Below are 15251 nucleotides of genomic sequence, written 5' to 3'. Positions count from 1 at the left end.
CCCAGCCAAGAACTGGCAGAAGGACTCAGGCATGCGTTGGAAGAAGGCTCGTCGCAGTGACAATGTGGTGCACGCTCGCGGCCGAAGCGGTGGCATCGGTGGCGGGCGCCTGACCCTGGCGGGCGTCGCAGTCGTGGTGGTGATCGGCCTGTTGTCCGGCCAGGATCCCATGCAGATCCTCGGTCAGCTGGCCGATCAATCAGGTCCCGCAACGACCCAGCGGAGCAACGCCCCAGCCAAGGGTGAGGACCCGCAGGTTGCCTTCGTCCAGTCGATCCTGGGCGACACCGAGGACACCTGGCGCGCCTTGTTTCAGCAGTCCGGCCAGCAGTACCGCGACCCGACGCTGGTGCTATTTCGTGGCGGCGTGAACTCGGCCTGTGGCTTCGCCAATTCGGCAGTCGGCCCCTTCTACTGTCCGGGCGACCAGCAGGTGTATCTCGACCTGCAGTTCTTCGACGAGATGGCGTCGCGCTTTTCGGTCGCGGGCGATTTCGCTCAGGCTTATGTGATCGCCCACGAGGTCGGCCACCACGTACAGACACTGTTAGGCGTCTCGCAACAGATGCAGGCTGCCCGTCAGCGCGGCGCGCGCATGGAGGGCGACAAGGGGCTTCTGGTTCGTCAGGAGTTGCAGGCGGATTGCTTCGCAGGGGTCTGGGCCAACCACGCTCAGCAGCGTCATGACTGGCTCGAGGAAGGGGATCTGGAGGAAGCATTGAATGCGGCGAACGCGATCGGCGATGACCGTTTGCAGCAACAAGGTCAGGGCCGGGTCGTTCCAGACGCCTTCACCCATGGCACGTCTGCGCAACGGGTGAAGTGGTTTCGTATTGGATTCGACAGTGGCGACCCGACACGCTGCGATACCTTGCAGACGCAGCGTCTGTAACCCGGATCGCAGTCGCGCCGTTCAGTCGACCCAACGGTAGACAGGTGCATCCGCACCGCCATCCACCTTGACCTGCGCGCAGTGACGCAAGCGCACCAGCATACGCTTACCCATCTGAGCACTGCCCGTCAGCGCTTGCAGCTCGGCCAACAGCTGCGGCCCGTCCATGCGCTCTGCCGCTCGCAGCAACTGCTGCGCCTCGTGCCAATGAGGATCAACGATAGGCGTGTCGGCCGGCTGCGGCGGGGCAGCCGTAACCTGAGCAGCGGGCATCTGACGCGCCAACTGCGCCCAGTCGTGATCATCCATATCAATGCTGAGGTCGACCGCCAGACCGCCGACATGGCCGCGAATTCGAATCATCGCCACTCTCCTGCAAAACCAGGTCACATGCTCCCATGGGAGGTGGACGACTGGCCAGTCGTTACGCAGGCTTGTTTTAACGTAACGATCAAGCATCTGGAAATCACCATGGGTCGTCTGCTGCCTGCCCTGCCCTTCGCCTTACTGCCCGGTTTTGCTCTGGCTGCTGAACACGACCATGACCATGACCATGACCAGGCGCACCACGACAGTCTCAGCGCCCATGAGCATGGCGCCGCGGAACTGGATGCAGCGCTGGACGGCGCCACGCTGGAAATCGAGCTGCGCCGCCCGGCGATGAATCTGGTGGGCTTCGAGCATGCGCCGAGCAGCGAAGCGGACACGCGCAAGATCGCCGGCGCTCGCAAACAGCTGGAACAGCCGAACGGCCTGTTCGGCCTGCCTGCAGCAGCTGGCTGCACCCTGGCCGTAAGTGAGCTCGAGAGTCCGCTATTCGAAGGCGAGGCCCGTGGCCGTCACGACGAGCACGCTGAAGATCGTGATAACCAGCACAGCGAATTGCACGCGCACCCCCACTTCGATTGCGCCACGCCCCAAGTGCTGCAGGCGCTCGATCGGCAAGGCGTGTTCAAGGCGTTCCCCGGCACTTAGAAAATCCAGGCACAGCTTGATCGGTCCAAAGGGTCGACGGGGCGCCCAACTCGACGCAGACCCGCCACGCGCGATGCACGACTGTACCTTCCAAGCCATCAACGAGTGCTGGCGACCTGGCGCTGCCGCTCGAAGCTGAGCTCGCCTTCGGCCCATTCGCGCCAGGAACGAACCTTGCGCTGTTCGGCGCCCGCGCGCTCGGCCTGTTTCAGCGCATCGAGACCGGCCTGCCAGTGGGCTTGCTCCAGTTCCAGCTGAGCAACGTTCAGCCAGAACTTGGCGCTACCGGATTGAGCCGCCAGATCGCGGTAGATCTGCGCCGCCTCCGAACGCTCGCGGGCCTGCCACCAGAGCATGCCCAGACGTTCGCGTCGCTGGGCATCGCTGGCCAGCAGGCGCGACTCAAGCATGCCCTGGAGCAGCTTCGCGCCTTGCCAGGGCTGGCCGGCGGCGCCGGCCAGCAATACCAGATTGTCCAGCTCGGCTTCGCTGAAGCGCAGCCCCTTGGCATGGGCCGCACGCAGGGTTGCCAGCGCCTTGTCCTCATCGCCGGCCATCTGCTGCAAGCCCGCCAATTGCCGCCAGCTCTTGGCTTGATCCGGATGACGGGCGAGCAGCCTGCTTTGCCAACGCTCTGCCGTCTCGTAACGCTTCAGCTCCGCATTTCCGCCTACCAGAAACTGCAACCAGGTGTCGGCCGCGCCCGGGTTGGCCTGGACGTAGCGCTCAGCCAGTGGCAATGCCTTGGCATGCTGGCCGAGCCCCTGATAAGCCTGCACCCGCATCTGCAGGGCTTCTTCGCTTGCATTGGCGGGCGAGCCCAGCAGGCTGACGACCTTGGCATAGCGGCGCTCGACCAGGTTGAGTTTCGCCAGATTGAGCCGCTCGTTGGGCAGTATCGACTCGTCAAGCTTGCCGCTGGCGAGCGCCTTGTCGAGCAATTCGAGCGCTTGGCGATTGTTGCCTTCAGCCCAGGCCAGGTAGGCACGGCTGCGCCACAACAGTGCTTCCTCTGTGCTGCCCGGTTTCGCCTCGGCCTGCTTGAGCGCTCGGTGGGCAGCGCCGTAGTCCCCGTTCTCCTGCGCGCTCCGGGCACGTTCCAGCGCTTTGAACACCGAGGGATCGATGCTCTGCGCCGCTTGAGCCGATACAGCAAACAACAATGAGATCAATAACAGCAAACGGGGCATGTCAGGGTTCTCCTTGCAGGCGGAAATGCAGGGTCTTAACCGCTTCGCGCGATACCGCCGAACCGTTTTCGGTGCGCGCTGCGAAACGCCAGCGGGCGGCGGCACGGCGGGCCTCGCGATCGAACACGTTGGGCGGCGAAGCCTCCATCACGCGAATATTTTCGACCTTGCCGGCGGCGGTGATGGTAAACGCGAGCGTGATATGGCCCTCGATACCGCGTTGGCGCGCCCGATAGGGATATTCGGGACGCACATCATTGAGCGGCATGACCTCCTGCTCCGGTCCGGACTGGGACGCCGTCTCGTCCGCTGACGGCGCTGCCGGTGCCGGGGGTGCTGCCGGAGCAGAGGCGGCCGTGAGTCCCGCGAGGCTGGGCACCGGAGCACGTGCAACCGACACACCGGTATCGATGTTCGGCAAGGGCAGATCGAGCTTCGGCAGATTGGCACTCGGCGTCGCCATGCTCGGTGTCGGCGGCGTGGGGGTCTGCGGTGTCTTCGGTGGAGGCGGTTGCGGTGCCTGCTGCCGCGAGCGGGTCGCAGTGCTTTCGTTGCGGTTGTCCATCCGCACGAAATTGGCGATGGCAACCGGGTCGTCGGTCACCTCGCTACGGGGCGGGCTGACCATGCTCAGCATCAGGGCGAACAGCAACAGCGCCACCACGCAGGCAGCGATCAAGGACAACCCGACGCGGGTCAGTCCAGAAACCATCACTGCGCGCCCGAACTGGCGGCCAGGGCCACGTCCCGGACCCCGGCGAGACGCGCCTGATCCATCACCTGGACCACCAGCCCCGTGCGTGCATCCTGATCGGCCTGCACCACCACTGCGCCTTCCGGCTGGTCGACGCGCAGGCGCTCGACGTGCGCCCGCACGCTGCGTACATCCACGGCCTGCTTGTCGATCCAGACCTGACCATCCGCGGTCACCGCAATCAAGATGTTGCCTTGGTCCTGGGCGCTGGCGGTGTCAGCCTGCGGGCGTTGGACCTCGACACCGGATTCCTTGATGAAGGAGCTGGTGACGATGAAGAAGATCAGCATGATGAAGACCACGTCGAGCATCGGCGTCAGGTCGATGCCGGTGTCTTCTTCCTGCTGGTAGTGGTGACGGCGCATACGCATCCGTTGATCCTCAATCGTGACGCAGCTGGTCGGCCAGCCGGTCGAGCGCCTGGCGTGAAAGACGTTCGAGACGCGCCAGGCTGAACAGTCCAGTGATGGCCAGCACCATGCCGGCCATGGTCGGCAGGGTCGCCTGCCAGACGCCGGCGGCCATGCCGCGAGGGTTGCCGGTGCCGTTGAGCGCCAGCACATCGAACACCGCGATCATGCCGCTGACGGTGCCCAGCAATCCGAGCAGCGGATACATCGCCACCAGCGTCTTGCTCATGCGCAAGGGACCGACCAATTGCTGCTGGGCCTGCGCCAGCCAGGCACTGCGCACGGCACGCTGCCAGCTACCGGGCTCGCTGCCCAGGCGTGACCAAGCCTGGCGGCGGGCTTCCACCCAGCGCGGAAACACCCGGCGCATGAACCACAAGCGCTCGAACACCAGCGTCCAATACAGCACGCACAGCGCAGCCAGCGCCCACATCACCGCGCCGCCCGCGGCCATGAAGTCGAGCAGCGCATAAGCGCTGTCGACCAGCCGCAGCCATTGGCCGTGCAGATCAGTCACGACGCGGCGTCCGCGACAGATGCAGCGCGATCAGCCCCGCGCTTTGCTGTTCGAGCAGCTGGATCAGCGCCTTGCTGCGGCTGGCCAGCAGGCTGTGCAGAAACAGCAGCGGAATCGCCACCACCAGGCCCAGCACGGTGGTGACCAGGGCCTGGGAAATACCGTCGGCCATCAGCCGAGAGTCGCCGCCACCACTCTGGGTGATGGCCTGGAAGGTCACGATCATGCCGGTCACCGTACCCAGCAGGCCGAGCAACGGCGCGACGGCGCTAAGCAGCTTGAGCAGTGACTGGCCGTGCTCCAGTGGCGGTGTTTCTTGAAGGATCGCTTCGTCGAGCTTGAGCTCCAGGGTCTCCAGATCCGACAGCTGCGGCTTGGGTCCGAGCACGCCGATGATGCGCCCCAGCGGATTGTCGTCACGCGGTTGATTGAGCGCGCGCGCCTGCCGACTCACTGCTCGCCCAACCCGTGCCAGGTAGACCATGCGCCAGATGGCGAGGATCAGGCCGACGGCGCCCAGGGCAAGAATCACCCAACCGACCAGCCCGCCCTGCTGAACGCGGTCCCACAGTTGTGGCTGACGCTGCAGCTGAGCCAGCAACGAGCCGCGGGTCGGGTCGATCGGCAAAGCGGATAACGCGTCATTGCTGTTCAGGTAGTCGCTGACCATTCCCACGCCCGAAGGCTGGCGGCTGGGCGTCAGCAGCTCGCGAGCGTCACTGTCGTAGCGCAGGAAGCTGTCCTCAGTGAACGCCGAGAAGTTGCCGACACGCAGCACCGATTGCTCGCTGCGCTGCCCGTCGACACCCACTACCGGCAGTTCGACGCGCTCGATCTGACCGCTGGCCGTGAGGTCTTCAAGCAGGGTCATCCAGAAACTGTCCAACTCCTCCGCCGATGGCAGCGTGCGGCTTTCCGCCAATGCCCGCAGACGCTGCAGGCGCTCCGGGTCTTGCGCGTTGAGCAGGCTGTCCTGCCATTGACCGGCGATATCGCCAGCGCTCTGCCGCACCACACCGAACAGTTCGCCAAGGTGTCCAACCCGCTGCGCCAGCAGTTTTTCCTGTTCGGCCAGTTCGGCTTCCTGGCGGTCGAATTCAGCTTTCAGGCGCTCGGCTTCGGCTTTCTGTTGTTCAAGCGCGGCATTGGCGCGTGCCAGCAGTTGGGCTTGCTCGCTGCGATTCCGGATGAAGGCCTGCTCGCGCGCTTGCATGGCATCGACTTCCGCGGCCCGCTCGCTGCGAATGCGCTGCAGCAGCTGATCAGGACTCAAGGGTTCGGCAGCCTGAGCCATTGTTGGCAACAAGCCGATGAGCAACAACGTCAACCAGCGGCTCATTGCGCAGCCTCCTTGACCAGGGTCTTGATGGGCAGCTCGAGCCAGGCTGGGGCTTGCTGTTGCCGAGCAATGGCGATGGCCTTGGTGATTGGCCGACGCGCGTTGCCATCGAGTACTTCCCAGGCACGGGTCTGCGGATTCCACCAACCGCTTTCGTGAGCATCCAGCGTCTGGTAATACAGCATGGTCCGCCCCAGGCGCAGGAACTCGACGCTGCGGCTGCCACCTTCGACCGGCAGCTCGCCGCGCCAGGCTTCCAGGGTGCGTCCGTAATCGCTCTCGATCTGATAGGCCTCGAGGATGCGCCGGTATTTCTCAGCGAGACTGACGTCTGCGCGCGCCTGCATGTCCTGCAGGCTGGCGAGGCGATCGGCGCGCTCGTCGGGGAGGAACGGAAGGTCTGCCGCAATGAACTCCTCGAGCACCTCGATCATCCGCCCCATCTGCGGTGCAACGGCTGCCTGGGTGCGTTCGATGCTGTCCAACTGACGCTGGAATCCGTCCAGTTCCTTGCGCTGCGCAGCGGTCAGCTCGACCAACTGCTCGTTGTAGGCCGTCAAGGCCTCCGCCTGCTGAACGGCGTTGCGGTATTCGGCGAGCATCTGCCGCGTCGCATCATCGAGCTGCTCGATACGCGCCTGCGACGCCTTGGCTTCTGCAGCCAGCTGCTGGCTTTCTTCCAGCGCAGCGTCCAGCGGCGCTGCATGGAGCTGCACGCAGCAGGGCAACACGGCGACCGCCAAGAGGCGGGGTATAAGGGCTTGCATTGATGGGTCCTTGCAGACGAAGGTCAGACCAGAAAAGAGAACCATTATCATCCGTATCCGCAAAAGAAGACAACCCGGACAATACGTCGCAGCCCGAATAAAGCAGAACGTTTCGTTGAGCTGGATCAAAGTCGTCGAGCCCGCACGCCCTACCATGGCCACCAGTTGCAACACACCATGTCTGGATGGAGTTCCATTATGCGTAAGACTCTGTTTACCGCGTCCTTGCTTGCCGTAGCCCTCGCCTCCCCTTTCGCCCAGGCCTATCAGGCGGGCGATGTGATTGTCCGTGCTGGTGCGATCACTGTTGATCCGCGCGAGGAAAGCGACGACATCTATGTAGGCGCGCTGTCCACGAGCGTTGCAGGGACCAAGGCCACCCTCGATAGCGATACCCAGCTGGGCCTGAACTTCGCCTACATGGTTACCGACAAAATCGGCATCGAATTGCTCGCCGCTAGCCCTTTCACCCATGACGTCGGTGTTGCTGGCATGCCCGGCGGTTTTGCAGCGTTGAACGGCAAGCTGGGCGAGCTCAAGCAACTGCCGCCGACCCTAAGCGTCATATACTACCCGCTCGCCAGCAAGTCAGCGTTCCAACCCTACGTAGGCGCTGGCATCAACTACACCTGGTTCTTCGATGACAAGCTCAGCAGCGAAGCCGAGGGCAAGGGCTTCAGCGGCCTGGACATGGATGACTCATGGGGTCTGGCTGCACAAGTGGGCATGGATTACATGCTGACCGACAATGTAATGCTCAACGCCCAGGTTCGCTATATCGACATCGATACGGAAGGCACAACGAACTACGGCGGCGCCAAGGTCAAAATCGATGTGGACGTCGATCCGATGGTGTACATGGTCGGTCTCGGCTACAAGTTCTGAAGCCGTCGGCATAGCCGACTCTCAGACAAAGACAAAGGCGCCTCTCGGCGCCTTTTCCATACCCGCGGAAACCGCTACAAACCGAGCAGTTTCGCCAGACCGTCGCGCATTCCGGTAGCAGGCTCGGGTAACCGATAGCGCTGTAGCAGCCGCGCATTGTTAGCTCGCGAATGACGGATATCTCCCGGTCGCGCCGCCTGGTACTTCACCTCGGGCAATCCGCCCAGCACATCGCCAACCGCATCGAGCAGCTGGTTCAACGAGGTCGCCTGGTTCAGACCAACATTTACAGCGCCCGCTTCCAGCACCGGCATCTCCAGCGCCTGCAGCAGCAGCTCTACCAGATCGCCTACGTAGAGGAAATCGCGGGTCTGTTCTCCATCCCCATAAACAGCAATAGGCAATCCCTGCTTTGCCCGCTCGGTAAAAATGCTGATCACACCTGAATAGGGGGAGGATGGATCCTGCCGCGGGCCGTAGATATTGAAGAAGCGCAAGACGGCCGGCTCAAGCCCATGCTGACGCCGGTAGAAATCAAGATAGTGCTCACTGGCCAGCTTGTCCGCCGCGTATGGAGTCAAGGGCGCCTTGGGCGTGTCCTCGTCGATGGGCTGGCCTTCGCCATTGTTGCCGTAAATCGCCGCGCTGGAGGCGAAAACAACCCGGCGTACGCCCGTCTCACGCATGGCCTCACAGAGATTCAGCGTGCCGACCAGATTGCTCTGGTGCGTGCCAACCGGGTCATCGACCGAAGCCTGTACCGACGCCACCGCGGCAAGGTGCACCACGGCGCGACAGCCCTGAACTGCGCTGCGCATGGCTTGTGCATCCGCCACATCAGCCACAATCAGCTCGACGCTCGGATCATCCGGTAAATTGCTGCGTTTTCCGCTGGACAGGTTGTCCAGCACCCTAACGGAGTAGCCTCGCGCGACAAGCGCATCGATAAGGTTGGAGCCGATGAAACCGGCGCCACCGGTAACCAGAATCGGTAAGTCAGCCATGTCGATAGTAGCGCTCCAGCAGGCTCGGCAGCCCGGTGCGCCAGGCGCGCGGCTTGATGCCGAAGGTATTGAATATCTTCTTGCACGCCAGCACGCCATGCTGCGGCTCGTCCGCTGCATCCGCGCAGGCGGCGTGGGCGACGGGCGTCAGGCGCTCAACCGCCAGCTGGCGATGATTAGCCGCTTCGGCCAGAAGCGCCTGGCCAACCACCAACGGGGTTGACGCCTCGTGCCCACCATAGTGATAGGTGCCCCACAACGGCGCCTCGCAATCGAGCTGCTTCAACACCGCCAGGATGACCCGCGCAGCATCTTCAACAGGCGTAGGATTGCCGCGACGATCATCAGCGAGACACAGCTCGTCGTTCTGCTCAAGACGCTGGAGGAACCGACCCAGCAAGCCATCTGAGCTATCGTCGAGCAACCAGCCAAACCGTAGCAATACGTGCCGAGGGCAAAGCGAACGCACACTCTGCTCCATACGCCAAAGCGCGCAGCTTCGCGCGTCCAGTGGTGCCACCTCGTCTTTTTCGCTGTAGGAGGTGGTTCTGGCCCCGTCAAAGACGCGGTAGCTGGACGGTTGCATCAGTACAAACTGATGATGCTGGCCCAGCTCGGCCAGGCGCTCGATTGCGCGCTCTTGACTGGCGAGCACCGCTTCATCGACACGCCCGCTCTGGAACCAGTCGAAGTAATAGGCGAGGTTGATCACGACATCCGGACGGTTATCGTCGAGCAACGTAGTCAGACTTGGCGCATCCCAGCCCTGACTGGGCGGGCGCGGCGCGAGGAAGCCGATGTCCTCCTCGGCACCCAGGCGGATAAGCGCCTGACCCAGGGCATTACCGCCGCCCAACAGCATCAGGCGCATTCGCATGGAGTGAACTCTAGAACGGCAATGAGCACCTGACACCCAAGCAACATATAAAATCCTTTGTATTTCAGCAACTTGCAGCACATAACCGCATTCTCGTAAATAATTTCGTAAATTTTTAGACTTTAGAGCGCCTAAAACTTTACGAAATGACATGATACCCGTAGGGGCTGCAGAAGGTACCGCGACCGCGGATACCCCCTTTGCCTTTTCGATCGCAGAATGCGACGACTCTGCTCATGAATGCTGATTAGGCGGCCAGCTACCCCGTTCCTACGGCAGAGCGGTAGGCATACATAGCCATCCTATGTGAATCTGAGGACCGCAGGCCAGTGCTCTAAACTGGAAAATTCCTTAATTAGAGAGCCGGGTGGCATCGACGCACCCAGCAGCCAAGCGCTTGGCTGAACAGGGAGATGGCCGGCTCGCTTCTGCCTGCTCTCTCAAGAGCGCCTGCTTTTGGCCGGTTAGCGACGGCATGACTTCGACCGTCGCTATACATGCTCACAACTCTCATTGTGTGAGTGCCACACATGACTGCATCAAGGCCAGTGGCTTACACCCAGCCTTTGACGATACGAGCGTATTGACGAGTGAATATATGGCCTGAGGTATGCAGCCGGCTCGGAATAAGGCAGTCTTCGCTGCGGAGCCCTGCTTGCTTCCCTAAGCGATTGGCACACTCAATCTTGCGCGGCAGGTTCCTCATCGGCTGCGTAGACAAGAATATCGGGCAGGTGCAGTCCGACAAAAAACAAGAAAGAAAAAGCTTTAAGACTGTTCAGTTCAGTTCCGTAGTCAGATATTTCACCATGCATGACTTGGTGTCGATTCAACGCAGTAAAAGCACTTCCCGAAGCCGTGCTAACTGCTTGCCTTTGTTTTGCGGACTTAAATAGATCATTTGCATGTAAGTTCAGGAGAGGGTGTACTAAATCCAGCGATTGAGGGCTCTTAGAAAATCGAGCCTTGAGCCACTTTGCCGCCCGGGTTTGGTCCTCATTTCGCCCAGCCTTCTGCAATGCAGACTCGGTTTCAGTGACTTCAGAAAGAATTCCATCGGCCTGAGAAAGCAAGACAGGAATCGATAGTAGATAACCGCTTCGGCTTGCTAGTTTGTGAGCCTCCAGCGCAGCACTAATAGCCTCCAGTCGGTGTGGATAGCAGCTCATTAGAGCGGTTGAGAATTCTTCTAAATTGTCTCGATGGTATTGGGCTAGAAATTCATCCAGGTCGCATGCCTCTCGCCCCTCCACTCCATCGACTAGCTCTAGCACATCCTGAAGTGAACCATTCCAGCCAAAGAACCATCCTTGCTCTGCTGCAAGATGCATCGCGTTTTTAGAACGAAGCGGTAGCTTTTCAAGCTTGGCTTGGACGGCCTTCCAGTCAATCTTGGACAGGGTTTCTAGCACAGGCCAGGCCTGCCGCATTGCCCCCTGCCACTTTCGCTCAAACTCTTTGGCGAATGCTTGGAAGCTGGTTACGTAAGTGTTTGCGTAATTTTGAACGGTGCGAAGCGATTCCCCTATGGCTGGTATATATGGTTGAAGGGTCTCAACCAAAGCTTTGGCCGCTGCTTCGTTACGGGCATCCTGCTCAGCACTGCTCTCAGTTTCCTTAACCATCTCACACCCCTTAGTCGTTTCACCGCGAACCTAATCCTTAACATGCCCTATGTTCAGCCAAAGTCGTTAGCGTGTGCTCCCGAAATCAGGCTCGGCCCCTCCAGCAATGAGTCTTCATATCACGGTCATCAGGCCCGCACGGTTCGCGGATTTTTCCACCCCGACAAATCGGTGCTTTTTTGTCCACCCTTTTTGGCTAGAAAGCAGGCAAAACGAACGCCTAACGTGTTGTTTTTCCCCGCGTCCACGGCCTGAAGAAAAGGTGGCAAGGTGGACACGGCAATGCTCCCTAGCACCTGGCCAGACACTCCACAACCCGCGCCGCAACCGACCCTAGCGTGCTTACAAGGAGGGGGGAATTTCCTGGAGCCTCATAAGCTCGACACCGTGCTCCCAATCGTTCTTACACGCTTGCGAAATTAAAAAATCGATAACTGACCTCTCGCCCATAGCCCTAGCAACTTGGGCAGGGTATTCCTCCGTTTATCCCTGAAACTCGCTTAATCGATATAATCTTTTTAAAACAGTTAGTTAACTGTTACGTTCAAACGTCCCCTACAGCGAAAACCGCTAATAAACCCGCTCCCCTCGGGTTTTCTTGTTTCCGTATATCCCATATGGCCAGGTGCGTTCGGTTACCTCTCCGGTAGAGAGATCCGCAACGGGTCAGCAGCCGCCAGGGCGATGACCGCTTCTGGCCAATAGTTGTCTGTAGGCCCGCATCAGGTATCAGTGAAAGCAGGGGCTTCATCCTTCATCCGCTGAGTCTGCTTTCAACTCCCAGATGCCGCATGATGCAAGGCCTACAGTATGCGCGCTGCGAAGGGGTGGTGAGAGAGGTCGTCGAATGTTCAACAGGGACAGCTCAAATGCTATAATTTGGCTTTTTAATTGGTGGTGCCCCTTGAAACTGGCTTGGATTATTGCCTCAATTTGCACTTCCTCGTTGTTCGCGCTGTTGGGGCTTACAGCAGGAATTAATTTAAACCCATCCTCCACCGTTCATTTTGTTCCTGATTGGGGGAGTGTAGGCGACTGGGTATCAGGTATCGGGGCTTTGCTTGCCGTTGCTACGGCCCTGTGGCAGGTACATCGTCAACAGGAGCGTGAGAAACCACGGATAATTATGCATTACGATATGAAATCCAGCGGAATTGCATTGGGAATTGTGTCAGAAGGACACGCCCCAGTGACTATCTTAGGCGCTCATATTGAACATGACCACTTGGATTCAATAGATCTTGCTGAACGGCTTCCAAAAGGCAGTGCATTCCCTCAGCGGTTAGATAGGGGAGAAGTAATGCAGTTCCTGAGCCTCAGCCAAACTGACGTTATCTCGTTAGGCAAAGATCTTATTCGGCCTCGCTTAGTAACTATGCAAGCAGCAGGTGAGGAGCCAGTTATTTACCTGAAGGGCGTTAATGAGGATTACTTCACCCAGCTCAGTACTATTCTCCAATCCAAAGCCAAACTCTATGTCAAAACGCCACTCTCCTTGAAGGAACTGGCATTACCTAACGAGTTGTATAGGCATATTTTGAGTGAAGCCCTAGGGGACGTTCGGAGAGAGGCGATCAAGCGGCTCGAAACTCAAAGGCGAAATGCTAGAGAAGTCTGTAAAATGCTTGAAGACTCTAGTTCGAAAACTGAACACCGCTAGCGATCGCAATCGTTTCTAGCCTGCTTAAGACCTGGCAGAATGGGAATACTAAGAGAGCGGAGTCTCATTGAAGCGTCCGCTTCTGGCCGGCTCCTGGCTGTCGCCTACAAGCAGGAACCGGCTAATAGCTGCCGTGGCGATGAAGTTTCAGTGCGGCTCTTGGTAGGTGTGGGCTTGGAGCCCGGCTACTTTGATCAAGTGTCGAACCTCTGGTGACTGACTTATCGGCCACCTCAACTCCAGCACACTTCAATCCTGTTTCATCGCCATTCGCGCTGGGGGGTACTACGCTCAATTCGACCCATTTTAGCCTGTCGTTCGTACGCTCTTTGCCGCTTTTGGTGAATTTATCACCGTTATAAAAGCACGTGTTGGGCTTGAGGATATATAGGTAACATTCGCCTGGTTCGACGTCATCAGTTTTTTGCGACTGAGAGGCACTTAACTGGTGTTGACCACGAAATGGAAGGAGGGAGAATGGGTTTGTACGGCGGGTACATAGAGAGACTGGCCAGGAAAGTAGAGGCTCGTCTGCAGGATATTGAAGCGATCTACAACTTCGACTTAGGGGACGAGTTTGAACTCGCAATCTGCGCTCTGTTAGAGGGTCTACTGCCCGCGAAATATGGCGTATGTCGAGGGTTTGTCGTTGCTGAGGACGGCTCAACCGCTGGGGATGACGTTATAATCTACGACAGGATGGCTAGCCCCATTTTGCGTTCTGGCATGAGCCGTCAGTTTCCAGTCAAGGAGCAAATTCCGGTTGATGCGGTGTTTGCCTACATCGAGTGCAAGCATTCTATATCCGATCCGACTGTCCTAGAAAAGGCCATCAGCCAAACCGAAGCCGTGAAGAGATTGGTGCTGACCCGGCGATCTCTATCCAATCCTGACTACGAGGCAGAAGGGCCAAGATACGGCAATAAGATACGTGACTGGCCGAGAGAGTTTCCGCCGCTCAAGAACCAACCGTTTTGCGCAGTGTTTTCTCGCAAATATTCTTCTGACGTTGCCCCTTCCGCGCACAGCTGGGGATGAGTACACGCCAGATTTGCTGATTCTCGGGAATGACTACATCGCGACTCAGAGCATTAATCTAGGCCCAGACGGGATCAAGTCGTCGCTCTTCTATGACGCCAAATATTGGTCGGGGCTTCGTGTGGAGCCGGCCGTGGGTAATGCGTACGGCCTGGGGCTTGTAGTGCTCCTTCAAGCGCTGAGTTGGATTGATTTGCTTCCGATTGATTGGTCTCGAACTCTCAACACGTCACTCCTGCAAAATTTGCTCAATCGCAAGGCCTGACACCAAGCAATTTTATTTTAATCGCCCGCCTGAAGTCGCAGGTGATTACCTTGATTATTTGGGGGGACAAGTCGTTTCTGCGCTTAGGGTTACGGTCCTCGGATTGATCCACATGACAGTGATGGTCTAACTAAATAAGGCAATGAGCCATCTGTAATCTGGACGCAGAGAGGCTATTGCCATAAATTCCGTGGTCAAAGCTGCCATGGATGTCGAGATGGAACCTAATGACGCTGGCGGAGTCGCTGCCAAGCACGGCTTCATCTTCCAGGATTGTGTCGCCGCCTATTACGTCACTCAGATGCTGCGTGACAAAAAAATTCAACGTATTCGATGTGAAGTCACAGACGATATTGATGTCGTCTGTGACGACTTCGTCGAATTCGTGCAGGTGAAAACGACCACGAAGGCCCATTGGGCAAGAAACGATCTTTTAGTCCTCAGCAAAGGTGCCGACAAAAAGAAGATACCAAGCAGTTCAATCATGCATAAGTCCATGCAGAGCGAACCCTCACTTACCGTGCCTAGAAAATTCAGGATCGTCACAGAGCATCCGGTCAATGTCACTCTTGAGTACTTGCTCATCAACCATGACGAGCGCGCCGGAAAACCTGGGCGCGAAGATCTAGTCGACTACCTGAATGGTAAGAGCAACAGCTATGTCGCCCCCAGTGGAGTGAACGTAGCGGCCTGGGTAGACGCTACTCTCTGGCAAGTGCTCCGAACCATGCGCGAGATCGAACTGCTGGGTATGAGCAACATACGAAGAGCGGCGTATGACCTTCACGGTGTGATATTGAGCACCGAGGCATCGGCAGAGGACATCTGGCGAGACATTCTGGACACGGTTACCCGCAAAGGAGCTTTGTCGCGCAGAATCCACTCCGTCGACAGCAAATCCTACCTTCGCGCAGATTTGAATAAGTGGTTCGAAGTCCTGGTCGAGCAGGATCAGAAGCGAGCTGGACGTAAGGTCTACGTCAAACGCCAGCTACCTCATATCCTAGTTCCGTTTCGCAATCCGCTTGCTACCTCTTGCGCCAGGCGGACTGG

Annotated in this window: 16 protein-coding genes and 1 pseudogene; 6 read left to right on the top strand and 11 right to left on the bottom strand. The window is 58.8% G+C overall.

From position 1 onward, the window contains the following. Positions 1-31: 31 nt before the first annotated feature. Positions 32-892 carry a KPN_02809 family neutral zinc metallopeptidase gene (gene ypfJ / locus NA637_RS09825; protein ID WP_256072070.1) on the top strand — a complete coding sequence of 287 codons (861 nt, stop codon included), beginning with the start codon at positions 32-34 and terminating at the stop codon, positions 890-892. Between the two features lie 21 nt (positions 893-913). Here ypfJ and NA637_RS09820 read toward each other — a convergent pair whose 3' ends face one another. Further along, positions 914-1255, bottom strand: a complete 342-nt coding sequence (locus NA637_RS09820; protein ID WP_256072069.1) for a hypothetical protein — start codon at positions 1253-1255, stop codon at positions 914-916. Between the two features lie 108 nt (positions 1256-1363). Here NA637_RS09820 and NA637_RS09815 point away from each other — a divergent pair, with 108 nt between their 5' ends. Next, entirely contained in the window at positions 1364-1867 is a 504-nt protein-coding gene (locus tag NA637_RS09815) for a DUF2796 domain-containing protein (protein WP_256072068.1), read from the top strand. 98 nt (positions 1868-1965) lie between these two features. On the opposite strand, the gene NA637_RS09810 is transcribed toward NA637_RS09815, so the two are convergent. From NA637_RS09810 to NA637_RS09785, 6 genes are read right to left on the bottom strand one after another with little or no spacing between them, the layout of a single operon-like run. Then, positions 1966-3057: a hypothetical protein gene (locus NA637_RS09810; RefSeq protein WP_256072067.1), complete on the bottom strand. Its 1092-nt coding sequence runs from the start codon at positions 3055-3057 to the stop codon at positions 1966-1968. 1 nt (position 3058) lies between these two features. Beyond that, positions 3059-3769: an energy transducer TonB gene (locus tag NA637_RS09805; protein ID WP_256072066.1), complete on the bottom strand. Its 711-nt coding sequence runs from the start codon at positions 3767-3769 to the stop codon at positions 3059-3061. Further along, positions 3769-4182 (bottom strand): ExbD/TolR family protein, encoded by a 414-nt coding sequence (locus NA637_RS09800; protein WP_256072065.1) that lies wholly within the window; start codon positions 4180-4182, stop codon positions 3769-3771. The genes NA637_RS09805 and NA637_RS09800 overlap by 1 nt, the downstream gene beginning before the upstream one ends. A gap of 10 nt (positions 4183-4192) precedes the next feature. Further along, entirely contained in the window at positions 4193-4738 is a 546-nt protein-coding gene (locus tag NA637_RS09795) for a MotA/TolQ/ExbB proton channel family protein (RefSeq protein WP_256072064.1), read from the bottom strand. Continuing rightward, on the bottom strand, positions 4731-6077 hold the full coding sequence (locus NA637_RS09790) for a MotA/TolQ/ExbB proton channel family protein (protein WP_256072062.1): 1347 nt from the start codon (positions 6075-6077) through the stop codon (positions 4731-4733). Before NA637_RS09790 ends, NA637_RS09795 begins: the two co-directional genes overlap by 8 nt. Beyond that, positions 6074-6844 carry a DUF3450 domain-containing protein gene (locus tag NA637_RS09785; RefSeq protein WP_256072061.1) on the bottom strand — a complete coding sequence of 257 codons (771 nt, stop codon included), beginning with the start codon at positions 6842-6844 and terminating at the stop codon, positions 6074-6076. Before NA637_RS09785 ends, NA637_RS09790 begins: the two co-directional genes overlap by 4 nt. Positions 6845-7042: 198 nt before the next feature. On the opposite strand from NA637_RS09785, the gene NA637_RS09780 reads away from it, so the two are divergent. Further along, positions 7043-7729, top strand: a complete 687-nt coding sequence (locus NA637_RS09780) for an OmpW/AlkL family protein (protein ID WP_256072060.1) — start codon at positions 7043-7045, stop codon at positions 7727-7729. Positions 7730-7803: 74 nt separating this feature from the next. Here the strand turns inward: NA637_RS09780 and NA637_RS09775 are convergent, their stop codons facing one another. From NA637_RS09775 to NA637_RS09760, 4 genes and pseudogenes are all read right to left on the bottom strand, one after another. After that, positions 7804-8733, bottom strand: a complete 930-nt coding sequence (locus tag NA637_RS09775) for an NAD-dependent epimerase/dehydratase family protein (protein ID WP_256072059.1) — start codon at positions 8731-8733, stop codon at positions 7804-7806. Next, complete coding sequence (locus NA637_RS09770) at positions 8726-9610, bottom strand: sugar nucleotide-binding protein (RefSeq protein WP_256072058.1); 885 nt, start codon at positions 9608-9610, stop codon at positions 8726-8728. Before NA637_RS09770 ends, NA637_RS09775 begins: the two co-directional genes overlap by 8 nt. Positions 9611-10166: 556 nt before the next feature. After that, positions 10167-10268, bottom strand: a pseudogene (locus NA637_RS09765) (integrase); the annotation flags it as partial. A 22-nt stretch (positions 10269-10290) separates the two neighbouring features. Next, positions 10291-11235: a hypothetical protein gene (locus NA637_RS09760; RefSeq protein WP_256072057.1), complete on the bottom strand. Its 945-nt coding sequence runs from the start codon at positions 11233-11235 to the stop codon at positions 10291-10293. 904 nt (positions 11236-12139) lie between these two features. On the opposite strand from NA637_RS09760, the gene NA637_RS09755 reads away from it, so the two are divergent. The 3 genes from NA637_RS09755 to NA637_RS09745 all read left to right on the top strand — a co-directional run. Further along, positions 12140-12895, top strand: a complete 756-nt coding sequence (locus NA637_RS09755; protein WP_256072055.1) for a hypothetical protein — start codon at positions 12140-12142, stop codon at positions 12893-12895. A gap of 477 nt (positions 12896-13372) precedes the next feature. Beyond that, positions 13373-13933, top strand: a complete 561-nt coding sequence (locus NA637_RS09750) for a DUF6602 domain-containing protein (RefSeq protein ID WP_256072054.1) — start codon at positions 13373-13375, stop codon at positions 13931-13933. Between the two features lie 470 nt (positions 13934-14403). Next, positions 14404-15251, top strand: an 848-nt coding sequence (locus NA637_RS09745; protein ID WP_272888976.1) for a DUF4297 domain-containing protein, incomplete at its 3' end; no start/stop codon positions are given.

The sequence above is a fragment of the Stutzerimonas stutzeri genome, assembly GCF_024448935.1.
Classification (GTDB): Bacteria; Pseudomonadota; Gammaproteobacteria; order Pseudomonadales; family Pseudomonadaceae; genus Stutzerimonas; species Stutzerimonas stutzeri_AO.
This window is presented reverse-complemented; position numbering and strand designations above follow the sequence as displayed.